We start from the raw sequence: 21431 nt of genomic DNA, 5'->3' as shown, positions 1-21431 counted from the left end.
CCCGAGGGACGCGCCGGAGAGGAGTCTCGGTGAGTGCTGAGGAACGGATCGAACAGTCCGACGAGGAGCTGGTAGCCGCGGCGGCCGCGGGTGAAACCCGGGCCGCAGCGCTCTACCTGCGTCGACAGCTACCGTTTCTGCGTGCGATGGCCACCCGAATCGCCGCACCATCGATGGACGCCGAAGATCTCCTGAGTGAAGCCCTGCTCCGACTTACCCGGAAGTGGCAGGAGGGCTCTGGGCCGCGCACATTTGCCCATACCTACGTCATCCAAACCATGCGGAACCTCGTCATCGATGAGGCTCGCTCTGCACGAGCAAGGACCTCGGCCGTGTCCGATGAAGTGTTAGAACTCGTTCCGGACGAGTATGCGGAACGCCGCATTCGTGATGTTGATGCGTACGACGAGTTTGCCCTGATTCAGCAGTCCTTGGAGCTACTGCCCGAGGATCAGCGCCGGGTGCTGATCGGCGTGGTGGTTAACGGGATGAAGCCGGGGGAAATCGCCGCGGAGTGGGGGCGTCCGGCGGCCACGGTGTCAAACCTGCTGCAGCGGGCGAAGGGCTCCATGCGCCGCGCGGTGCTGGTGGTTCTCCTGGGACGTGGGGAAGCCCAGTGCGCCGATAATGCTGACCAAATTCCTCGGGTACCGCTGTCCGAGCCCGATGATCACGAGGCCTCCGAGCGTGGCATGCGCCATGTGCTCGGCTGTGAGGACTGCCGGAGGAAGTGGTCGCGCTGGGCAAAGATGAGCTCGGCCCTGGGGTTTTTGCCGCTGCTGTTCCTGGCCCAGCTTGCCCGCCCCGCACCCGCATCCGCGCTGCAGAACGAGGGGGATTCGCACGGTTCTCAGGTGGCTCAGCCGGATCCGGTGGTCCCCACTTCCGCGGCACCAGGCGGGGCGGGTACCGCCTCGGGTGGTGCCGGGTTGCAATCGGCCCTGGTGGTGGCCCCACCCGCCGCGACGGCGGCCGGGTACGCCCTGTTGGGGGACACGGAGTCTGCGGAAGCTGCTCGTCCAGTTTCCTGGGTGCGTCGCAAATTTGAACGCCTCCTGCGCGGGATCCGTCTGCGCCCGATCTTGGCTTCGGGAATCGCATTGGCGGCGATCGGGGCCAGCTTGTTGGGGGTGGGACTGGGCGGATGGTTTGTTCCGCAGAAACCTCCGGCGAGCATTGCCGTCATGATGCCCGATCGAAGCCATCTGACCATCGACTTCGAGGTGCAGGCCACGAGTTGGCGTGCCGATCGGGTGGAAATCACCCTCACCGGTGCGAGGGTCGTCTCGACCCCCACTAGCTGGAGCTGTACCACGGGCCCGTCGACCACCGTGTGTGATCCGGGTTCCGGGCGGGTATCGGGCACGGTCACCGTGTCGGCCGAATCGGGGCCCGTGGGGTATCACGTCCGGGTCAGTGCCCGGGCTGAGTCCTTCACGCTGACCGGGACCGGGGACGGCACGCATCCCTGAGGAACCTTCGGTGTGTCGCGCGATAGATTGTGACACCGGTTACGTCCTCTTGAGTGGCTGACGCGTCACCGGAACACCAGATTTCGGCCCGAATCCCCGGGGAACGCGCAGCCTGCCAGCTTCGACTGGTAGTACGCCACCATGCGTGCGGGGCGGTGTCGGCACCGGGGGGAGTCGGCACCGCCCCCGCGCTTTCTACGGAGGACTCATGGAGACCACACAGGCGCGGCCCCACGGCTCACACATCGAATACTTTGTGACCGCAAGACAGGGAAACCTGGTCGCGGTGACCTGCTGGTGCAGCATTGGCAAGAACCACACCCACGATGCATGGATCCAGGCGGGTCGTCCCGCCTCGGAGAATCCCTCGACATAGCGAGTCCGGCGGTCCTACGGTGCCGGAACTTCGTTCACGCTGCGTCCGTCCAGTTCCTGAACCGGGCGGGCATTTTTGGGATACAGCGCCTGGAATGCCGACAGCTGTTTGGCGGAAATCGAACCCGGAGTCTCATAGACGTTCCAGCGCACACCCTCGGTGCACGGCGGGGTGGTGAGCGATCCCTCGTACTCCAGAACCTCCGAGCCCGCGGGCAGCAGGTCTGCGGGGTTGAGGGTGCCGGGGATGGGTTCGGGATGATCGTCCGCGCTCACACTTTTGGGCATCGAATCGAAAACGCCGGCCAGGGTCGGGTTCACCGCTCCGGCGTTAAAGAGAACGCCGAGTACCGCAATGGCGCCGTCCGCGCTCTTATTGACCAGGTGAAGCTCCAGGTCGGCGTGTTTGCCATCGATAGTGTGTTCGCTGGTGGTGTGCAGGTGGAACTGCTGGAGGAAGTACTGGGTACCGTCGATCACCACGTAGTTGTCGGTGTGATTGGCCGGAGCAGCCTCGATGGTGTGCCCATTGTTTTCCACTTCGAAGGTGGTCGCCTGATAGTGAATTTCGGGGACGCCGGTCGCGGTGTGGGTGAGATCGGTTCGGTCGATATTGATCGGGGACTGAGCGGTGCCGGTCGCGCACGTGGTGGAGACATCGCCCCAGTGCTCGGGATCGGTGCTCCCGGTGTAGGACCAGGAGGCCGCGCCGGTTGCGCTGGCCGAGGCGGAGGAGGATGGGGATGCGGAGCTGCTGGAGTCGTGCGTGGCGCAGCCGGCCAGAAGGAGGGGAAGGCCCAGGGCGAGTGCGCCGAGGGTAGTTGCGTGGCGGTTCATGTTTTCCTCACAGAGAGATGCGTAGTTTAGCCGTAAAACATACTTATATTTTAGTCTGGGCGGTTGCTCACACCGATGTATGTTCCGCTGACAGGCTGACGGTATACCCGCTGATCAGGAGCTGAATAGATTACATGCGCGATCCTGTCGCGTTTGGTCGACCCTGCCGTGAGTGAGGAAGCCGGTCCGGCAAATTGGCGCGACTCTCAGCGCCATCTGGACGCCATGGCGTTAACGCAGCGAGGCCGGCACCTGCTGGTGCCGGCCCCGAGTGGGTGGAACTAGTTTGCGACCTTCGCGGCGATGTCGGTGCGGTACTGGCCGCCCTCCAGGCCGATCTTGTCCAGCGCCGCATAGGCGGCGGCGCGGGCGGCGGTGAAGTCATCGCCGAGACCCACCACGTTGAGCACGCGCCCGCCGGTGGCGAACAGCGCATCACCCTGAACGGCGGTCGCCGCGTGGGTCAGGTGCACGCCGGGAACGTTTTCGGCGTGGGCCAGGCCGGTGAGCACGCGACCGGTAATCGGTGCCTCGGGGTAGCCCTCGCTCGCGAGCACCACGGTGACCGCGGCCTGGTTGGAGAATTCCGGACGGGGCTGCTCGGCCAGGGTGCCGGTTGCGGCCGCATAGAGCAGCTCGGAGAGGTTGGAGGTGAGGCGCGGCAGGACGATCTGGGTCTCGGGATCGCCGAACCGGGCGTTGAACTCGATGACCTTGACCGTGCGGCCACCATCCACCAGGATCAGACCTGCATAGAGCAGACCAACAAACGGGGTACCCTCGGCGGCCAGCTGGCGGACGACAGGGGCGGCCACGGTGTCCAGCACCTGGTCCACAAATGCGCGCTCGGAACCGAAGTGCTCATCCAGCCAGGGCAGCGGCGAGTAGGCACCCATACCGCCGGTGTTGGGGCCAGCATCGCCGTCCTGCAGGCGCTTGAAGTCCTGGGCGGGGGAGAGCGGCAGCACGTTTTGGCCGTCGCTCAGGAAGAACAGGGAGACCTCTTCGCCATCGAGGAACTCCTCGATCAGCACGCTGCCGGCGTCGAGGTACTGGCGGGCGTGCGCGATCGCGGCGTCGCGGTCGGAGGTGACCAGCACGCCCTTACCGGCGGCCAGCCCGTCGGCCTTGACCACGTGGGGGGCACCGAGCTCGTCGAGGGCGGCAACTACCTCCTCGACGGTCGAGGCGCGGAATGCACGCCCGGTTGGCACATTGGCCTCGGCCATGATCCGCTTGGCAAAATTCTTTGAACCCTCCAGGGCGGCGGCCGCCCGGTCGGGACCAAATACCGGGAACCCGGCGGCGCGCAGCACGTCGGCCACACCGGCTACCAGGGGGGCTTCGGGGCCGATAATCACCAGTTCCGCGCCCTCGGCGCGGGCCAGTTCGGTGACCGCTTCGGGGTCGGTGGCGTCCACGGCGACCACGGGTACGCGCGCGGCGATACCGGCATTGCCGGGGGCCGCCACGATGGCGTGACCGGCGTCTTCGCCGAGCAGGGACAGGACGATTGCATGCTCACGGGCACCGGAGCCGAGGACCAGGATCTTCACGGTACTAGCCTAGAGGTATGGCACGTGCACAGATACCCGATTCCGACGGTCTCGCGGCCGTTCTTGCGACCCGCGGTGAGGCACCCACCCGCGATCAGAAGGCGATGGCGGTTCGTTACACGCTTCAGCTGCTGGCCGAGCGTGCGCCCGGAAACACCGTCGAGGTGCGGGTTCCCCCCTTCGGGGCGACCCAGTGCATCGAGGGCCCGCGGCATACCCGCGGCACCCCGCCGAACGTGGTGGAGATGACCGCCGAGGTGTGGTTGGATCTCGCCCGCGGCGTCCTGGACTGGGATGACGCAGTCCAGGCGGGGAATGTCTACGCCTCGGGCCAGCGCGCCGATATTGGCGGCCTGTTGCCGCTGCTGCGTGGAAGGTTTGCCGAATGAGCGCCGCCGACACCCACACCCCGATCACGCTGATCACCGGCGGAACCCGCGGCATCGGGGCGGCCACCGCCCGTCGCCTCGCGGCCGCCGGGCACAGCCTCGTGCTCGGATATCGGGGGAACACCGCCGCGGCACAGGCGCTGGCCGCCGAGCTGACCGAGGCCGGATCCGCGGTCCTGGTGGTCGGGGCAGACCTGTCTACCGACGCGGGGATCGACACCCTCTTTACCGCGGCGCTGGAACGCTTCGGGCGCCTGGATAATGTGGTGAATAACGCCGGGGCGACCCTGCACATCGGACCACTGGCCGAGACGCCGAGCGATATCGTGCGGGCGGTCATCAACGTCAACCTGACCTCGGCGGTGCTCGTTGCTCAGCGTGCTGTGCGCGAATTCCTGGCTGCCGGGACACCCGGCGTGCTGGTGAACGTCTCCTCGACCGCCGCCCGCAACGGGTCCCCCAACTCCTATGTGCACTATGCGTCGGCCAAGGCCGGGGTGGATGCGCTGACCCACGGACTCGCGGCCGAGGTAGCCCCGCACGGTATCCGCGTGGTCGGGGTTGCGCCGGGCACCACCCGTACCGACATTCATGCGGATGCGGGGGCGGCGGATCGCGCGGATCTGGCGGCCGCGCGTATTCCGCTGGGCCGGGCCGCCGAACCCGATGAGATCGCCGCGGCCATCTCCTGGCTGCTCTCACCGGACGCGGGCTACACCGCGGGCACCACGATTCGGCTCTCCGGCGGGGCGTAGCCTTTCCCGCCGCGGCAAACGACTGTTATTCTGGGGTCCACTATCGAGGGGGAACCATGGAACCGAATCCGCTGCTGCCGGCCGGCTATGACATCGTCTGGAGCCTGGTCGTTTGTGCGATCATCGGCCTGGCTATCGCCGCGCTGATCTCGCTGGCGCGCAGCCCGCGCACCGGCACACCGGCCGACTCGTTCCGAGCCCTCTGGGCCCTGGCGATCATCTTCCTGCCGGTGATCGGATCACTCACCTGGTTCTTCTTCGGTCGCCAGCCCGCCCGCGCAAAAATTACTGAGTAGTAACTAGCGCAGCGGCACGATCAGGGGCGGACGGTCCGGGCGCTCGATGATCTCGACCCTCTGGCCATAGACCTCCTCGACCCGTTCGGTGGTCAGCACCTCACTCGGGGTGCCCGAGGCGGCGATCCGCCCGCGCGAGAGCAGGGTGATTCGGTCGGCGTAGGCGGCGGCCAGGTTCAGATCGTGCAGCACCACCACCACGGCATCGCCGGCGCGCGCCCGGTCGCGGGCGATGCGCAGCACGTCCTCCTGATGGCGCAGATCGAGGGCCGCAGTGGGCTCATCCAGCAGCACAATCGGCGCGCGCTGGGCGAGCACCCGGGCCAGGGCCACGCGGGCGCGCTCGCCACCTGAGAGGTGGGGGATCGTGCGGTCCATCAGGTGGGCCACGTCGGTCTGCGCCACGGCTTCGGCGATTGCCCGCTCATCCTCGTCCTCGGCCGGGGTGCGCTGCCAGGGCGCGCGTCCCATCTCCACGATCTGCGCGGCGGTAAACGGGAAGGTTACCGTGTTGTCCTGGGTGAGGACCGCGCGCTCGCGGGCCAGCTCCTTCGGACGCCACTCGCCGAGGTTCTTCCCGTCGAGCAGCACCACACCGGATGCCGGGGTGCGATCCCCCGAGAGCATCGCCAGCAGCGTGGACTTCCCCGCACCGTTGGGACCGATCAGGGCGTGCAGCTCACCCGGAAGGACCCGCAGCGAAACATCCTGCAGCACGGGCTTACCGGAAAAGGACAGCGAAACGCCCTCTGCCATCAGGTCACTCATGCCCAGCCTCCCTGCGACTTACGGGTGCGAATCAGCAGCCAGAAGAAGAACGGTCCACCCACCAGAGAGGTGACCATACCGATCGGCAGGTCCGCGTTGGCAATCGCGGTGCGGGCAAAGAGGTCGGCGAGCACTACCAGCAGCGCGCCGCCGAGCACCGACGCCAGGAGCAGCGGGCGGTGGGCGGGGCCGATGATCATCCGCATCAGGTGTGGGATCACCAGGCCCACAAAACCGATGATGCCGGTGAAGGCCACGGCCACCGAAACCAGCACGGCGACCAGCAGGATGACGGTGATCCGCAGCGCCTCGACGTTCACACCCAGGTGGCGGGCGCTCTTTTCTCCGAGGGCAAAGAGGTCAAGCTTCGGGGCGACGAGATAGGCGACGATCAGGCCGATCACCACCACCGGGAACACGGTCGCCACCTGGGTCCACAGGGCACCGTTGAGGCTGCCCAGCTGCCAGAACACGATCTGCTCGCGTGAGGAGGTGTTGCCCAGGAAGGTGAGGAAGCCGAGTCCGGCGGCGCAGATCGCGTTGATCGCGATGCCGGTGAGGATCAGCGTGACCACCTCGGTTTTGCCTCCCGAGCGGGACACCATATAGACGGCAAACACGCTGATCAGACCGCCGACAAATGCCAGCGCGGGAACCGTCCAGTTACCCAGGGCCGCCATCCCGGTGACAATCGCCAGGGCCGCGCCGAGCGCCGCCCCCGAAGAAATACCGATCACTCCGGCATCGGCCAGTGGGTTCCCAAAGATCGCCTGCAGGAGCAGACCCGACCCGGCCAGCGCGGCACCCACCAGGACACCCAACAGCAGTCGGGGCATCCGTACGGTCCAGAGCGCCGCCTCGGCGCCGGGGGCCGCGGGCGGAACCGAGACGCCAAACTTGGCGATGATCAGATTCCACACCTCGTGTGGGGCGATCGGAAACTGGCCGAGCCCGAGCGAGATAAAGATGGCGAGCACCAGCGCGATCGCCAGCCCGCCGATCAGCGTGAGACGGCGGCCGGTGAGGCGGTGTTTGGACACACGGGTGCGTGTGGGGGCCTGCGCGCCACTCATTTGGCGGGGGTAGCGCTGGGTTCCGGTGCCGTATACAGGGCGCGGGCGAGGGACTCCACCACGGCCGCGGTGCGCGGTCCGAAGCCGAGGATCTCGGTGTCGTTCATGGTGACCACGCGGCGGTGTTCGCCGGCGGGGGTCGAGGCCAGGGCGGGGATCTGCTCGAGCAGCCCGTCGATGCCGTTGACCGATTTGAGGCCGTCGGTCATCATCAGCAGCACATCGGGCTTGGCGTTCATCAGGGCCTCGGCGGTCATCGGCTTCATCCCGTTCCAGCCGATTTCCTTGGCCACATCCACCCCACCGATTGCGTCGATCAGCGAATCGGCTCCGGAACCCTCACCAAAGAGGTAGTAGATGCCCGCGCCGCCACGGGCGTAGAGGAAGATGACACGGGGACGCTTGGACTCATCCGCGGGCACAATCTTCTGCACGTCGCCCAGGGCGGTCTTGAGCTCGGTGCTGATGCGCTCGGTGAGCTTGGTTCCGGTCTCGGGGATGCCCAGGGCGGTGGACACCTCGCGCACGATGTCGCCGGTGTTGGAAATGGTGCGGTCCTGGGTGATCTTGACCACCGGGATGCCCGCCTGGGCGAGCTGCTCCCGCACGGCCTTGGGGCCGAGGCTGCCATCGGTGAGGATCACGGTGGGGGCCATCGCCAGGATCGCCTCGGCGTTCAGGGTGTGGCTCGAGCCGGTGGCCAGCGGCAGCTTCTCGGTTCCGGGGAACGAGGTCGCGGCGTCGCGTCCGATCAGGTTCTTGCCGAGGCCCAGGCCCCAGACGGTGGCGGCGAGGGTGCCGGAGATGTCGAGGGCGAGGATGCGCGAGGCGTCCGTCACGGTGACCTGCGCGCCGGCGTCATCGGTCACGGTGACCGGAAGCTTCGGGGTCGGGTCCTTCTCGATCGGGTCGATCGCCGGGTTGGCCAGGCAGGCGTCGGAGACGCCGGTGATCTGGTTGGCCGGGGTATCCAGCTTCAGCTCACTCAGCGGGGTCTGGGCGCACCCGTCGTTCTCGGGCGTCGTTGCCGTCGCGCTACATGCGGTGAGCAGCAGCGCGGTCAGGGTGAGAAGTGCGGCGGTGCGCACGCTTTTTCCGCGGGGTGACATCTGGTTTCTCGCTCTACGTGGGGAATTTAACGAGGTAAGGCTAGCCTCAGCTTGACAAGTGCCGTCCCGACCAGATTTACTCGATCATAGCCTTGCCTTACTTAGGCTAACCTATCTGCGCCTCAAGTGGTACTTCACCTGAGCTTGCTGCGGATAGAAACCCCACACCCCACCTCTGGAGTTTCCGTGTATCTCTCAGCCCTGTCCTCGCGGCTGCGGGTCTGGCTTGCCCCGATCCTGGCCCTGGCGCTTGTCGCCGGTGGTCTGATCGTTGGCAGTGCCCCCGCCCAGGCCGCCCCCGCCCCCTCGATTTCGGTCACGCCCAATGGGCCGCTTGACCCCGCGCAGGCCAACACCCTCGAGGTGAAGGGCACGGGATTTGAGGGCCCGGGTGCCGCCAATGGTGCCTACGTGCTGTTTGGTGAGACCTCGGTGTGGAGCGGTGGCACGGCTCTGCCTTCGGCTGGATGGCTGGTGCAGGCTTTTGTCCCCAAGCCCATGGTGGTGAACGGTGCGTTCACCACCACCCTGGTGGTTCCCGCCGGAGCACTGGACCCGGCCAAGACATATCAGGTTGCAACCTCGGCCGCACACGGGCTGTCGATCACCGACCGCAGCATGGACACCTTTGCCCCGGTCACCGTCAAGGGTGCACCGACGCCCGAGCCGACTCCGACCCCGGAGCCCACGGTTACTCCCGAGCCGACCCCGACCCCCGAGCCCACGGTGACCCCCGAGCCGACTCCGACTCCGGAGCCCACGGTTACTCCGGAGCCGACCCCGACCCCGGAGCCCACCGAGGCTCCCGCCGCCCCCAAGGTTGTGGTTTCCAAGACCACCGGCCTGAACGGTGAGGGTGACACCGTTACGGTGACCGGTACCGGATTCCTCCCGACCGATAAGACCGTGGGAACGCGTCCGCCGCTGGCCGGTAAGTTCACCGGTGCCTACGTGGTGTTTGGTAAGTTCGCCGACACCTGGAAGCCCTCCGCGGGTGCCCCCGCGAGCACCCGGGTCACCGGTGCCACCAAGTGGGCCGTTCCGGCCGAGTCGATGCAGGTGATTGGTGGGGCAAACGCCGGTGCTATCGAGCTCAAGGCCGACGGTTCGTTCAGCACCGAGATTCAGGTCAAGCGCGGATTTGATAAGGAACCCGCAACCGGAAACTACGGCATCTACACCTACGCTGCTGGTGGTCCGGTCGAGGCGAGCTTCGAGACCGCAACCCCGCTGACCTTTGCCCCGCAGCAGGGCAAGGTGACCGTCTCCAAGACCACCGGTCTGAACCCCGACGGCGACACCGTCACCGTCAAGGGAACCGGCTTCTTCCCGACCGCAAACACGATCGGTGCGCGTCCGCCGCTGGCCGGCAAGTTCACCGGTGCCTACGTCGTGTTTGGTAAGTTCGCCGACACCTGGCAGCCCTCCGCGGGCGCTCCGGGCACCGCACGCTCGGTTTCTGACCAGAAGTGGGCCGTAGCGGCCGACTCGATGGCGACCATTGGTGGCGCGAGCGCCGGTGCCATCGAGATCAAGCCCGACGGCACCTTCGAGACCACCCTGACCGTCAAGAAGGGGTACGACAAGGAGCCGCAGACCGGCAACTTCGGGATCTACACGTATCCCGGTGGCGGGGCCAAGGAGGCCCTGTTCGAGACGGCCACCCCGCTGAGCTTTGCCCCGGCGCAGGCCAGGGTGACCGTGGACAAGGTTGCGGGTCTGAACCCCGCCGGAGACCTGGTGACCATCAAGGGAACCGGATTCCTGCCGACCGCAAACACCGTGGGAACTCGTCCGCCGCTGGCCGGCAAGTTCACCGGTGCCTACGTGGTGTTTGGCAAGTTTGCCGACACCTGGAAGCCCTCGGAGAACGCACCGAGCTCGGCTCGTTCGGTTTCGACCCAGCGCTGGGGCGTAGCCGCCGAGTCGATGGCGACCATCGGTGGTGCGAACGCCGGTGCCATCGAGATCAAGCCCGACGGCACCTTCGAGACCACCCTGGTGGTCAAGCCTGGCTATGACAAGGAGCCGCAGGACGGCAACTTTGGGATCTACACCTACGCCGGTGGCGGTGCCAAGGAAGCGCTGTTCGAGACCGCAACCCCGCTGAGCTTCGCTCCGGTTGCCGCCAGCCCCAAGCTGAGCATCACCCCGAACTCCGACGTCGACCCGGCCAAGGCCACCGCGTTCACCGTCTCGGGCACCGGTTATGTCGGTCCCGGAGCGGCCAACGGCGCCTACGTTCTGATCGGCCCGAAGGGCAACTGGACCGCCGGTACCCCGCTGCCCGCAACCGGGTGGCTGACCCAGGGCTTCGTTCCCGCCGCACAGGTGAAGGACGGCACGTTCACCACGATCCTGAACGTTCCCGCCGGAACCTTCGTCGCGGGAACCGAATACGCCGTGTATTCCTCGGCCGCCCACGGTCTCTCGATTACCGACCGCTCGCTGGATGCCTCGGCACCGATCACGCTGAAGTCCAACCTGCTGACCCTGACCATCACCCCGAATAAGGACGTGGACCCGGCGAAGAACAACACCTTCACCGTCTCGGGCACCGGCTATGTCGGCCCGGGTGCCGTCAACGGTGCCTACGTTCTGATCGGTTCGAAGTCCAACTGGGCCACGGGTACTCCGCTGCCCGAGACCGGCTGGCTTGCCCAGGACTTTGTGACCCCCGCCCAGATCAAGGACGGTGCCTTCACCACCACGCTCGTGATCCCCAGCGGTCAGTTTGTGTCCGGTGGCGAGTACGCCGTCTTCTCCTCGGCGGCACACGGCCTCTCGGTGACCGACCGTTCGCTGGATGCCTCCGCGGCGATCTCGCTCAAGTCGTCGGTCATCATCGACCCGAATAAGCCCTCGCTGGTGGTGACCCCGAGCGCCGATGTCAACGCGAGCGTGGACAACGTCTTCACCGTGACCGGATCGGGATTCACCGGCTCCGGCGCGCAGTTCGGTGCCTACGTCCTGCTGGGTGAGAAGGGCTACTGGACCGGAAACTCGGCCCTGCCCGGCGACGGATGGCTCGCCCAGGAGTGGGTCCAGCCCAGCCAGATCGTCGGTGGAAAGTTCACCGTTTCGATCCGGGTTCCCGCGGGCACCCTGAACTCGGCCAAGACCTATGAGGTTGCAAGTTCCGCAGCCCACGGTCTGTCGGCCACCGACCGCAGCCTGGACGCCTTTGCGACCATCGCCATGCGTTCGGGCACCGGTGAGGGTGGCACGGTCGAGCCGACCAAGCCCCCGGTGGATCAGCCCGCCGTCACCAACCCGGTTGCTTCCATCACCGGTGGATCGCTGCGCTGGTCGGTCAAGAACCAGTTCTCCGACTACGTTCAGGGACCGATCGCCAAGGGCTCGGTGAGCACCGTGGGTGGTGCCACCCGGGCAAACGGCGCGTTCCAGTTCGGTCAGTCCGCGGTGAGCGACTTCAACCGGGCTACCGGTACCGGAAGCGTGAGCTACTCCGGTGGAGTGCGCTTCTACGGCCACGGCGGCGTGCTGGACTACACCCTGTCCAACCCGACCATTCAGGTCCTCTCGCCCACCAGCGCGACCCTGACCGCGAGCCTCAACGGCAACCGGATCGTCTTTGGCACCCTGAACCTCGGCGCGGCCACCCGCACCGAGAACGGTGCGGCCACCACCTGGAGCGGCGTGCCCGTCCAGGTGAGCGCCGCCGGCGGCGAGCTCTTCCAGGGTCGCTACGCGAGCGCCGATCCGCTGACCTTCACGATCGGTTCGCCGGCCGCCGCCCCGCTGGGTGTCTCCGGCACCGTGCTGTCGGTCTCGGCCAAGGACAAGAACACCACTCTGCCGATCCCGGCCACCCCGCCGGCCACCACCGGGCTGAACGTCACCGAGACCGAGCTTGCGAAGCTCAGCACCGGTGAGAGCGCGACCGTGACCGCGTCGGGCTTCCAGCCGGGCGAGAAGGACATTCGCGTGGTGGTCTACTCGACCCCGATCCTGCTCGGCACCATTACCGCCGACGCCAACGGAAATGCCAGCTGGACCGGCGCGCTGCCCACGACCCTCGAGGCCGGCGAGCACACGCTGACCTTCCAGGGTTCGGTCAACCACGGATTCGTGTTTACGCTGGCCGAGCGTGCCCTCGCCGAGGGTTGCGCGGTCGAGGGTGCCACCCTCAACTGGGGCTTCAAGGCGTCGTTCCTGAACTACATCGAGGGCATCGCCCGCGGTGAGTACACCGCCGCCGATGGTGCCACCTTCACCTACCCGGAGTTCGCCTTCACCGCGGGCACCGGATCGGTGGACGGCGAGAAGCAGCGCGGACTGGTGACATTCGCCGGCTCGATGCACTTCACCGGTCACCAGGGCGTCCTGGACACCACCCTGGCCAACCCGCAGATCGAGCTGGTGGATGACAAGACCGCCTATGTGCTGCTGGATGTTCACGGCACCACCCAGGATGGTCAGGCCATCGATCAGAAGCAGGTGCGATTCGCGCAGCTGGATCTGACCACGACCCCGCTGACCCGCGGCGACAACGCTCTGAACGGCGACAAGGTCCCCGCGACCCTGACCGCCGAGGGTGCCGCGGCGTTTGGAACCTACCCGGCCGGTGAGGCGCTGGACGCCGTCACCTTCAGCATCCCGCTGGGGGCCGAGTGTGGAGTCAAGGCCGAGGCCAAGCCCGAGGCGGCAAAGCCGGTGGCTGCCAAGCCGGCCGTCACGACCGCCGAGGCTCCGGCCGACAACTCCTGGATCTTCTGGACCGCGGGCGGCCTGCTCGCCCTGATCGTGATCGCCACCGCGAGCACCATCGTTGTGGTCCGTCGTCGCCGCCTGGCCGAGGCCGGCGAGTAGCCAGAACCATACCCCGCGGCCCGGATCTCCTCAGAGGATCCGGGCCGCGGTTTTTTGTGCGGATTCTCCCGATTCGTCAGCCACCGATCAATAGGGGACAATGGGTATATGACCGAGTCTCCGGAGCCCCAGTCCGACCCGCTGCAGGAGGAACGTACCCGCACCACGGTCCGTGTGCGCCGCTCCCCGAAGTACTTCACATTCATTGTGATTGGCGGGGCCCTGGGCATCCTCACCGCGATGATCCTCACCTTCTCGTTCCCCAAAAATGAAGACTTTAGCCAGGGGCAAATCTTCGGATTCCTGGCGCTGGTCTGCGTGGTTGTGGGGATCGCGATTTTTGGGAGTTTGGCCATCCTTTTGGATCGACTGGTTGGGCGCAAAGAACACGTCATCGATGCGGATAAGCTATACGTGCACCCCGTGGAAGAGCCCCAAGATCTCCACGAGCCGGTGGCTCCGACTACGACCGAGGGTACCGACCAAAAATGACCTCTGCCTCCGCCTCCTACCGTGACGCCGGCGTGGATACCGCCGCCGGAGACCTCGCGGTTTCGCTGATGAAACAGGCGGTTTCCGCCACACACGGACCGGAGGTGCTGGGAGGTTTCGGCGGCTTCGCCGGTCTGTTTGACGCGTCCGCCCTGCTGGGCTACCGTCGCCCGCTGCTGGCCAGCTCGACCGACGGTGTGGGCACCAAGGTGGCCATCGCCCAGGCGCTGGACAAGCACGACACCATCGGCCAGGACCTGGTCGGCATGGTTGTGGATGACATCGTTGTGGTGGGGGCCAAGCCCCTGTTCATGACCGACTACATTGCCTGCGGCAAGGTGGTTCCCGCCCGTATCGCCGACATCGTTGCCGGCATCGCCCGCGCCTGCTCGGCCACCGGCACCGCCCTGGTGGGCGGCGAGACCGCCGAACACCCGGGCCTGCTGGGTGTGGACGACTACGACGTCGCCGGTGCCGCCAGCGGTGTGGTCGAGGCCGACCGCGTGCTCGGAGCCGAGCGCGTGCAGGACGGCGACGTGGTCCTGGCACTGGAATCCTCCGGGATCCACTCCAACGGTTTTTCCCTGGTCCGGCACATCCTCGCCGGCGCGGATATTCGCTACACCGATCACAGCGCCGAACTCGGTGCCAGCTTCGGTGAGGCACTGCTTGAGCCCACCCGGCTCTACACCACCCCGCTGTTGAACCTGCTCGGCGATGAGCGTTTCGACGGTGCCATCCACTCCCTCTCGCACGTCACCGGCGGTGGCATTGCCGCCAACCTGGCCCGCGTGCTGCCGCTGGGTTCCTGGGTCGAGGTGGAGCGTTCCACCTGGTCGCCCGCCCCGGTCTTCCGGGTCCTCTCGGACATCGCCGGCACCAGCCTGGAAAGCGCCGAGGGCACCTGGAACCTCGGTATCGGCTTCTTCGCCGTGGTCTCCGCGGAGGTGGCCGATGCGGTCACCGCGGAACTCACCGCCGGTGGAATTCCGACCTGGGCCGTGGGAACCGTGCACACCTCTGCGCGCGACTTCACCGGCTTCGAGCAGGGTGCCAAGGGTGTGGACGGCGGCGCCGTGCGACTCATCGGTCACTACGCAAACTAGAACCCCTCACACCCCGAAGAGAGCCTTTAAAACCCATGTGCGGTATCGTCGGCATCGTCTCATCAAGTCCCGTCAACCAGCAGGTCTATGACGCACTGCTGCTCCTGCAGCACCGCGGTCAGGATTCCACCGGAATCGCCACCTCGGACGGATCCACCTTCCACATGCACAAGTCGAAGGGGCAGGTGCGTGAGGCGTACCGCACCCGGAACATGCGCTCACTCACCGGCACCGTGGGCCTCGGCCACGTGCGCTACGCCACCACCGGCAGCGCGGCCAATGAGCAGGAGGCTCAGCCGTTCTATGTGAACGCGCCCTACGGCATCATCCTGGTGCACAACGGAAACCTCACCAACACCCGCGAGCTCTCCCGCGACCTGTTCCATGTGGACCGTCGTCATGTGAACTCGACCAGCGACACCGAGCTGCTGCTCAACGTGCTGGCTAACGAGCTCCAGTCCTCGCTGAGCGGTCTGGATCTCGACCCCGACACCGTGTTCAACGCGGTGTCGCAGGTCCACGAGCGGGTTGAGGGCTCATATGCGGCGATCGCGATGATCGCCGGTCACGGACTGCTCGCCTTCCGCGACCCGTTCGGCATTCGCCCGCTGGTGCTGGGTCGCCGTCCGGGCAAGGGCCAGGACGAATGGATTGTCGCCTCGGAATCGCTGGTGCTGGAGAGCGCCGGCTACCAGCTGGTGCGCGATGTCGCCCCCGGTGAGGCCGTGTTCATCACCCCGAGCGGTGAGCTGCACATCCGTCAGTGCGCCCTGAAGCCGCGCCTGGTGCCCTGCTCATTCGAGTATGTCTACCTGGCCCGTCCCGACTCGGTGATGAACGGTATCTCGGTTTACGATGCCCGTCTGCGCCTGGGTAACCGCCTCGCCGACACCATCGCCGAGCACATGCCGCTGGGCGATATCGACGTGGTCATGCCCATCCCCGACAGCTCGCGTCCCGCCGCCATGCAGGTCTCGCAGAAGCTCGGGATCGAATACCGCGAGGGCTTCTACAAGAACCGCTACATCGGCCGCACATTCATCATGCCCGGGCAGGAGCAGCGCTCCAAGAGCGTGCGCCAGAAGCTCAACGCGATGGGCAGCGAGTTCCGCGGCAAGAACATCCTGATCGTGGACGACTCGGTGGTGCGCGGCACCACCTCGCAGCAGATCGTGCAGATGGCCCGTGAGGCCGGTGCCAATAAGGTGACCTTCACCTCGGCGGCCCCGCCCGTGCGCTTCCCGCACGTGTACGGCATCAACATGCCTTCGCGCGCCGAGCTGGTGGCTCACGGTCGCAAGATCCCCGAGATCGCCAAGGCGCTGGGGGCCGACCACATGATCTACCAGGAAGTGGCGGACATGCAGAGCGCGATCATCGAGGGCTCGGATGTGACCGAACTCGAGATGAGCTGCTTCACCGGTGAGTACGTGACCGGCAGCGTGAGCGAGGAATACCTCGCCTGGGTCGAGAAGAACCAGCTCTCCTAGGCCCGGTCATACAACAGCGGTGCGCTGCCCGATTCTCGGGTGGCGCACCGCTGTTGTTGGGCGAGGCATTCGGGACTACGCGGCGGCGGTGAACCCCGGGGAGCGCCAGATCTCTTCGCCGTCCTCGAAGACTCCGGTGCGCTCAAGACCCAGCGCCCGTGCCACGCCGTTGGACCCGAGGTTCTCCGGGTGGATGAACGCCTCAATACGGGTGACGCCGTGCGCGTGCAACCATCCCACGAGCCCGCGGGCGGCCTCGCTCGCAAAGCCGCGGCGCTGGAAATCCACGCCCACCACCCACGCGATCGCCGCGGTTCCCTCATCCACGGAGATCGTGGCCTGTACCGTACCGACCAGGTGGCCGCCCTCGCGCACGCGAAGGAGCCAGTTGGCCCACACATCCGAAACCTCGGCCGGCGAACCCGCAGCGAGGCGCTCATAGCGTGTGGTGAGGGCGTCGTGGGCCAGGGGCTCACCGCCGATATAGCGATGCAGTTCGGTGCTGTTCAAGACGGCGAACGCCTCATCAGCGTGGCCCGGGGTGAGCGGCTCCGCATCGAGCCGAGCGGTGGAAAAGGTACTGAGCGAGATCGACTGTGTCATTGCGCCCGAGCCTAGCAGCGGGCGTGGGTTAACGCAGTGAGGGCCCCTGCCGCACGCGGCTGGGGCCCTCACTGACAGGGTGGAGGAACACGCTAGGCGTGTTTGCTCTCACCCTCATAGTCGTCGGCATACTCTGCCCACTTTGCGATCTCGGCGTCGTAGTGATCACCGGGGGCATGCCCGGTGAGCTCGCGCTCGAGCGCATCGTAATTGACCTCGGGACTGAATGATTTCAGCTCACGAGCGATCTTGGTGTGCTTTGCCTTTTGACGGCCGCGCCCCATGCGAGACCCCCTCACGAATCAGTTTGTCGAACGGGGTTACCCGCCCGATGGTTTCACCAACCAGGGAACGATAAAGACTAACCTTGATCGTAGCATGCCGTGCGGCAAAGAGCGTCCATCGGGACACTCGTGCAGGGGCGCCACGCCGAAAATCGCGAATTCGTTACGCGGGGCGCACGGGTGCGGCATATGCTTCCAAGACACGATACGGGAAGGGCGGTTTCGGTGAGCGAACGTGCACACACATACCCGCCGCTGCATACGTTTATTCTGGTGGGCATCGGCGCGATGGTGGGTGTGGCCGCGCGTGCGCTGCTGGGCGAGGTGTGGCCGCCACAGAACCATATCGCCTATACGACGGTGGGGATCAACCTGGTGGGCGCGCTGCTGCTCGGCCTGTTGACCGAGCGCCTGGCCGCCCGCGGCCCCGAGACCTCCCGAATCCGCGATGTGCGCCTGCTGCTGGGTACCGGGGTCATCGGCGGATTCACCACGTTCTCGGCCATCGCGATGGACACCGTCACCCTGCTCCACCTGGGGCGGGTCACGGATGCCCTGATCTACGCCCTGATTTCGATGCTGGGCGGCGTGGTCACCGCATGGCTGGGCATGATCCTCGGCGCGCGCGTCTTCGGCCGGAGCGTGCGGTGAGCGCCGGGGTCTTCGCGCTGGTGATCCTCGCCGGTGGGCTCGGCGGCATGCTGCGCTACTGGCTGGATGATCGGATCCGTGCGCGGGTGGGCACGGCATTCCCCTGGGGGATCCTGGTGGTGAATGCCTCCGGTGCCTTCGCCCTCGGGCTCCTCACCGGACTGCTCGGTGCCTGGGGCCTGGACGACAGTGTCCGGCTCATCCTGGGCGTCGGATTCCTGGGCGGGTATACAACCCTGAGTACTGCCAGCGTGGACACCGTCAAGCTCATCCGCGCGGGGCATCCGGGACGTGCGCTGATCAATGCGCTGGGCAGTCTCGCCCTCGGCGTGGCGCTGGCAGCGCTGGGCTATTTTCTCGGCACCCTCGCGGGTTAGTTTGGATGACCGGAGGAATTCTCAGAAGACATGTAAGGATTGACCCTTCCCGTACAACGAAGTAGGTGAAGGGAAGGGGGAACAATGGTGTCTCACCATTTGAGGAGGGGCTTCACTCAACTCTATGAACAGCAGTATGTTCGCGTCTACCGTTTTGTGCTGAGGCGAGTGGACAATGACGCGGATGCTGCGGATCTCACAGCGGAGACGTTCCGTCGTGCATGGGAACGCAGCCTGAGCGTTGCGAAACTTGTCACACCTGCCTGGCTTTTTGTGACCGCACGAAACACCGTCGGTGATCTTTACCGATCTCGAGAACGTCAACAGGGTCTGTTCGAGATTGTCTCTTTTCATTCCTCGTTGACCGGATCACCGAATGAGTTTAGTGAAGTGTATGCGGCGCTAGAAGCGCTCTCCGCGGAGGACCGAGAGCTGTTGAAGCTTCGATATTGGGACGATCTGACGGTTGATGAAATTGCTGGCATCCTCGGACCCAGTTCTGGGGCGCTCTGGGTGCGTCTTCATCGCGCGCGAAAACGATTTAGTGCGCACCTCGCTCGTGAGCTCGAAGGGACTGCATCATGAAACTCTTAGATCGGTTGCGTAGCGCTGCGCCAATTAGTAGGACGCCCGAGAGGATGATTCGCCCTCCCGTGGAAACGATTATTGGAGCTCCGCTTATGAGCCCAACTCGGACGCGTCCGAGAACACGAGGCATGTTATTGCTCATAGTGGGAGCCGCTGCCTTGGTGGCTGTCGCGGCGGTGATGGCATTGCCAAGCATGATTGGCCGAGAGGGTCCGCTTTCGGACTCGGCTCATTATGAAAACTTTCAGCAACTCGACAAGGCAAGTTCCCTATTGGTTTCAGGAACCGTGGTGAGCGCATCCGCCACGCGTGTAGACGAAAACCTCCTGACGGTTTATCGGGTGTTAATCTCACACGCCAGTGATGCACGAACTGGCACGCTTGATGTTTACATCCCCCGGACGCAAACAGATGCGGAACCCACGGCAGAAACGGTCGGACTCGATGTGGGATCTGACTATGTGCTCGCCCTGGTGGCGTTCGGAAGTGAGTGGCAGTTGACGTCCACCGCGGGGCAGGGTGCATTCAGGGTGAGTGAGGGAGAAGTCGATCGAAGCCTCGATGGATCACTTGAAATCGATCAGACAACGCGAAACCTGTTAGGAGTGAAATAGCCACTGGTGGGTACGAACCTTCACCTCCCTAAACGCCTCCGTAAAGCGCAGTGGGGTGGACTGTTCGCCAACTAGTGTGAACACACCCCGTGCCGGGGAACGCTGTTCTCCTGTGATTGGAGAGCCGCACTACTGCGTCTAGAGCGGCGCTGGCTTCTCACTGTCGGCACGACGAAGCGAGTGTGAGTGCGGGCTGATCAGGAATCCCGTCGACGCCGTACATATCGGTTGGGAGAGACCGGCTGCCTAAGATGGGGGCATGAACGAACCTGCGCTGGCCGCCCGCACCCTCGTGGTCCTGCTGGGGGATTGGCGCGGGTCCGGCACCACCTATCGGAACCTGGCCGACCGCATTCGGCTGTTGATCCTGGATGGCCGCATCCCCTCGGGCACCCGGCTGCCCGCCGAACGCGAGCTGGCCGAGCGGCTTGGGCTCAGCCGGGCAACGATCAGCTCGGCCTACCGGGATCTGCGCGAGCGCGCGGTCCTGCACTCGGTGCGTGGATCGGGGAGTGTGGCACGGATCAATCCCGCATCCCTGGCCCGGGAACCCGGGGGACGTCCGGTCCTGCTCGACCTCGCCCGCGCCTCGCTGCCCGCGGCCCCGCAGCTCCCCGAGGCCGCGCTGGCCGCCGCCGAGGCGCTGCCGCGCTACCTGGATGCCGACTCCGATCCGGTGGGTCTGCCCGAGCTGCGCGCGGCCATCGCCGCCCGCTACAGTGCCCAGGGGCTGCCCACCCGACCCGATCAGATCATGGTGACCCTCGGAGCACAGCACGCGATCGGCCTGGTCACCCGGCTGTTCCTCGCCCGCGGGGATCGCGCCCTGATCGAGCACCCCAGCTATCCCTATGCCCACGACACGATGCGGGCACTGGGTGCCCGGGTGGTCGCCGTTCCGGTGACCGCCGAAACCGGGTGGGACGCCGACGAGCTGATCGACACCGTCGAGCGCACGAGCCCGGCGCTGGCCTACCTGATGCCCGATTTCCACAACCCCACCGGTGCCAGCATGCCCCGCGACCTGCGCGAACGGCTGTGCCGAGTGGCGGCCAAGCAGGGCACCGTGCTGCTGATCGATGAGACCACCGCGGACCTGGACATCGACCGTCCCGGTCCGATGCGCCCGTTCGCCGTGGATAACCGTTCGGGGGCCGAGATCATCACCGTCGGTACCGTGGGCAAAACCCTGTGGGCGGGCATCCGGCTCGGCTGGATCCGCGCCGAAGCCGCCACGATCACCCGCCTGGTGGCCTCGCGCACCCGCAGCGACCTGGGAACCTCGATCCTCGAACAGCTCACGGTACTCGAGGCGTTCAAGGCGATGCCGCAGATCCTTGAGCTGCGCCAACGCCAGCTTCGGGCCACGCGGGATGTCACCGTTTCCTATCTCTCGTCCCGGGTGCCCGAGTGGCAGATCCCGCACGTGCACGGGGGGCTGGCACTCTGGGTCAACCTGGGCACCCCGGTGAGCTCCCGGCTAACCCTCACCGCCCGCCAGCACGGATTGCTGCTCTCGGCAGGTCCGCGGTTCGGGGCGGATGGGGCGTTTGAACGCTTCCTGCGCATCCCGATCACGGGCCCCAGCGAGGTCACCGAGACCGCGCTGGCCGCCCTGGTGGACAGCTGGGAGGAACTGCGTGCCGCGCCGGATCTGGAACTGCCGCCGCCCGGACGCTACTAGGCACCACCAATTTTTCTCCCCGATGCCAGATCTCGGGCGCGGATGGTGTTGCAGACAACGACGGGGTTCACGGAAAACG

The 21431-nt window shown here is 66.0% G+C and carries 21 protein-coding genes; 14 read left to right on the top strand and 7 right to left on the bottom strand.

Annotated elements, in window-relative coordinates:
* The first annotated feature begins 29 nt into the window (after positions 1–29).
* Both D9V34_RS04100 and D9V34_RS17730 read left to right on the top strand, forming a co-directional pair.
* A complete protein-coding gene (locus tag D9V34_RS04100; protein ID WP_121687612.1) occupies positions 30–1472 on the top strand; it encodes a sigma-70 family RNA polymerase sigma factor in 1443 nt (480 codons plus the stop codon).
* A gap of 208 nt (positions 1473–1680) precedes the next feature.
* The gene (locus D9V34_RS17730) at positions 1681–1848 is read left to right on the top strand and encodes a hypothetical protein (protein ID WP_183091838.1); all 168 of its coding nucleotides are present in this window, start codon (positions 1681–1683) and stop codon (positions 1846–1848) included.
* 14 nt (positions 1849–1862) lie between these two features.
* Here the strand turns inward: D9V34_RS17730 and D9V34_RS04095 are convergent, their stop codons facing one another.
* Positions 1863–2684, bottom strand: coding sequence for a carbonic anhydrase (locus D9V34_RS04095; protein WP_121687611.1), 822 nt, complete (start codon positions 2682–2684; stop codon positions 1863–1865).
* A 281-nt stretch (positions 2685–2965) separates the two neighbouring features.
* Complete coding sequence (purD, locus tag D9V34_RS04090; RefSeq protein WP_121687610.1) at positions 2966–4240, bottom strand: phosphoribosylamine--glycine ligase; 1275 nt, start codon at positions 4238–4240, stop codon at positions 2966–2968.
* Positions 4241–4257: 17 nt separating this feature from the next.
* Between purD and D9V34_RS04085 the strand changes: the two genes are divergently transcribed.
* From D9V34_RS04085 to D9V34_RS04075, 3 genes are read left to right on the top strand one after another with little or no spacing between them, the layout of a single operon-like run.
* Complete coding sequence (locus D9V34_RS04085; protein WP_121687609.1) at positions 4258–4629, top strand: sterol carrier family protein; 372 nt, start codon at positions 4258–4260, stop codon at positions 4627–4629.
* Entirely contained in the window at positions 4626–5384 is a 759-nt protein-coding gene (locus D9V34_RS04080) for an SDR family NAD(P)-dependent oxidoreductase (protein WP_121687608.1), read from the top strand. The genes D9V34_RS04085 and D9V34_RS04080 overlap by 4 nt, the downstream gene beginning before the upstream one ends.
* A gap of 56 nt (positions 5385–5440) precedes the next feature.
* Positions 5441–5680 (top strand): PLD nuclease N-terminal domain-containing protein, encoded by a 240-nt coding sequence (locus tag D9V34_RS04075; RefSeq protein WP_121687607.1) that lies wholly within the window; start codon positions 5441–5443, stop codon positions 5678–5680.
* 3 nt (positions 5681–5683) lie between these two features.
* Here the strand turns inward: D9V34_RS04075 and D9V34_RS04070 are convergent, their stop codons facing one another.
* From D9V34_RS04070 to D9V34_RS04060, 3 genes are read right to left on the bottom strand one after another with little or no spacing between them, the layout of a single operon-like run.
* On the bottom strand, positions 5684–6448 hold the full coding sequence (locus D9V34_RS04070) for a heme ABC transporter ATP-binding protein (protein WP_121687606.1): 765 nt from the start codon (positions 6446–6448) through the stop codon (positions 5684–5686).
* Positions 6445–7521 (bottom strand): FecCD family ABC transporter permease, encoded by a 1077-nt coding sequence (locus D9V34_RS04065; RefSeq protein WP_121687605.1) that lies wholly within the window; start codon positions 7519–7521, stop codon positions 6445–6447. Before D9V34_RS04065 ends, D9V34_RS04070 begins: the two co-directional genes overlap by 4 nt.
* The gene (locus tag D9V34_RS04060) at positions 7518–8609 is read right to left on the bottom strand and encodes a heme/hemin ABC transporter substrate-binding protein (protein WP_245991891.1); all 1092 of its coding nucleotides are present in this window, start codon (positions 8607–8609) and stop codon (positions 7518–7520) included. Before D9V34_RS04060 ends, D9V34_RS04065 begins: the two co-directional genes overlap by 4 nt.
* 207 nt (positions 8610–8816) lie before the next feature.
* Between D9V34_RS04060 and D9V34_RS04050 the strand changes: the two genes are divergently transcribed.
* From D9V34_RS04050 to purF, 4 genes are all read left to right on the top strand, one after another.
* Entirely contained in the window at positions 8817–13463 is a 4647-nt protein-coding gene (locus D9V34_RS04050; RefSeq protein WP_183091837.1) for an HtaA domain-containing protein, read from the top strand.
* A gap of 108 nt (positions 13464–13571) precedes the next feature.
* On the top strand, positions 13572–13955 hold the full coding sequence (locus tag D9V34_RS04045) for a hypothetical protein (protein ID WP_121687601.1): 384 nt from the start codon (positions 13572–13574) through the stop codon (positions 13953–13955).
* A complete protein-coding gene (gene purM / locus D9V34_RS04040; RefSeq protein ID WP_121687600.1) occupies positions 13952–15061 on the top strand; it encodes a phosphoribosylformylglycinamidine cyclo-ligase in 1110 nt (369 codons plus the stop codon). Before D9V34_RS04045 ends, purM begins: the two co-directional genes overlap by 4 nt.
* A 35-nt stretch (positions 15062–15096) precedes the next feature.
* Positions 15097–16551, top strand: a complete 1455-nt coding sequence (gene purF / locus D9V34_RS04035) for an amidophosphoribosyltransferase (RefSeq protein ID WP_121687599.1) — start codon at positions 15097–15099, stop codon at positions 16549–16551.
* 75 nt (positions 16552–16626) lie between these two features.
* Here purF and D9V34_RS04030 read toward each other — a convergent pair whose 3' ends face one another.
* Both D9V34_RS04030 and D9V34_RS04025 read right to left on the bottom strand, forming a co-directional pair.
* Positions 16627–17154, bottom strand: a complete 528-nt coding sequence (locus D9V34_RS04030; RefSeq protein ID WP_121687598.1) for a GNAT family N-acetyltransferase — start codon at positions 17152–17154, stop codon at positions 16627–16629.
* A gap of 92 nt (positions 17155–17246) precedes the next feature.
* The gene (locus D9V34_RS04025; RefSeq protein WP_030147884.1) at positions 17247–17438 is read right to left on the bottom strand and encodes a DUF3073 domain-containing protein; all 192 of its coding nucleotides are present in this window, start codon (positions 17436–17438) and stop codon (positions 17247–17249) included.
* A 225-nt stretch (positions 17439–17663) separates the two neighbouring features.
* Here D9V34_RS04025 and D9V34_RS04020 point away from each other — a divergent pair, with 225 nt between their 5' ends.
* The 5 genes from D9V34_RS04020 to yczR all read left to right on the top strand — a co-directional run bounded on the left by D9V34_RS04020 (position 17664) and on the right by yczR (position 21352).
* Entirely contained in the window at positions 17664–18089 is a 426-nt protein-coding gene (locus tag D9V34_RS04020) for a fluoride efflux transporter FluC (protein WP_183091836.1), read from the top strand.
* Positions 18086–18466, top strand: a complete 381-nt coding sequence (gene crcB, locus D9V34_RS04015) for a fluoride efflux transporter CrcB (RefSeq protein ID WP_245991889.1) — start codon at positions 18086–18088, stop codon at positions 18464–18466. The genes D9V34_RS04020 and crcB overlap by 4 nt, the downstream gene beginning before the upstream one ends.
* Before the next feature lie 84 nt (positions 18467–18550).
* A complete protein-coding gene (locus D9V34_RS04010) occupies positions 18551–19051 on the top strand; it encodes an RNA polymerase sigma factor (RefSeq protein ID WP_121687595.1) in 501 nt (166 codons plus the stop codon).
* 131 nt (positions 19052–19182) lie between these two features.
* Entirely contained in the window at positions 19183–19668 is a 486-nt protein-coding gene (locus D9V34_RS17445; RefSeq protein ID WP_147441606.1) for a hypothetical protein, read from the top strand.
* A 259-nt stretch (positions 19669–19927) separates the two neighbouring features.
* Positions 19928–21352: a MocR-like transcription factor YczR gene (yczR, locus tag D9V34_RS04005; RefSeq protein ID WP_121687594.1), complete on the top strand. Its 1425-nt coding sequence runs from the start codon at positions 19928–19930 to the stop codon at positions 21350–21352.
* The last annotated feature ends 79 nt before the right edge of the window (positions 21353–21431 follow it).

Origin of the sequence: Mycetocola lacteus (assembly GCF_003667575.1) — a bacterium.
Lineage (GTDB): Bacteria > Actinomycetota > Actinomycetes > Actinomycetales > Microbacteriaceae > Mycetocola > Mycetocola lacteus.
This window is presented reverse-complemented; position numbering and strand designations above follow the sequence as displayed.

What these genes read in the sequence shown, in the direction of transcription:
- D9V34_RS17730 (WP_183091838.1), top strand. Translation starts at nt 1,681, where the DNA reads ATGGAGACCACACAGGCGCGGCCCCACGGCTCACACATCGAATACTTT.
- D9V34_RS04095 (WP_121687611.1), bottom strand. Translation starts at nt 2,684, where the DNA reads ATGAACCGCCACGCAACTACCCTCGGCGCACTCGCCCTGGGCCTTCCC.
- D9V34_RS04085 (WP_121687609.1), top strand. Translation starts at nt 4,258, where the DNA reads ATGGCACGTGCACAGATACCCGATTCCGACGGTCTCGCGGCCGTTCTT.
- D9V34_RS04080 (WP_121687608.1), top strand. Translation starts at nt 4,626, where the DNA reads ATGAGCGCCGCCGACACCCACACCCCGATCACGCTGATCACCGGCGGA.
- D9V34_RS04075 (WP_121687607.1), top strand. Translation starts at nt 5,441, where the DNA reads ATGGAACCGAATCCGCTGCTGCCGGCCGGCTATGACATCGTCTGGAGC.
- D9V34_RS04070 (WP_121687606.1), bottom strand. Translation starts at nt 6,448, where the DNA reads ATGAGTGACCTGATGGCAGAGGGCGTTTCGCTGTCCTTTTCCGGTAAG.
- D9V34_RS04065 (WP_121687605.1), bottom strand. Translation starts at nt 7,521, where the DNA reads ATGAGTGGCGCGCAGGCCCCCACACGCACCCGTGTGTCCAAACACCGC.
- D9V34_RS04045 (WP_121687601.1), top strand. Translation starts at nt 13,572, where the DNA reads ATGACCGAGTCTCCGGAGCCCCAGTCCGACCCGCTGCAGGAGGAACGT.
- purM (WP_121687600.1), top strand. Translation starts at nt 13,952, where the DNA reads ATGACCTCTGCCTCCGCCTCCTACCGTGACGCCGGCGTGGATACCGCC.
- purF (WP_121687599.1), top strand. Translation starts at nt 15,097, where the DNA reads ATGTGCGGTATCGTCGGCATCGTCTCATCAAGTCCCGTCAACCAGCAG.
- D9V34_RS04030 (WP_121687598.1), bottom strand. Translation starts at nt 17,154, where the DNA reads ATGACACAGTCGATCTCGCTCAGTACCTTTTCCACCGCTCGGCTCGAT.
- D9V34_RS04025 (WP_030147884.1), bottom strand. Translation starts at nt 17,438, where the DNA reads ATGGGGCGCGGCCGTCAAAAGGCAAAGCACACCAAGATCGCTCGTGAG.
- D9V34_RS04010 (WP_121687595.1), top strand. Translation starts at nt 18,551, where the DNA reads ATGGTGTCTCACCATTTGAGGAGGGGCTTCACTCAACTCTATGAACAG.
- D9V34_RS17445 (WP_147441606.1), top strand. Translation starts at nt 19,183, where the DNA reads ATGTTATTGCTCATAGTGGGAGCCGCTGCCTTGGTGGCTGTCGCGGCG.
- yczR (WP_121687594.1), top strand. Translation starts at nt 19,928, where the DNA reads ATGAACGAACCTGCGCTGGCCGCCCGCACCCTCGTGGTCCTGCTGGGG.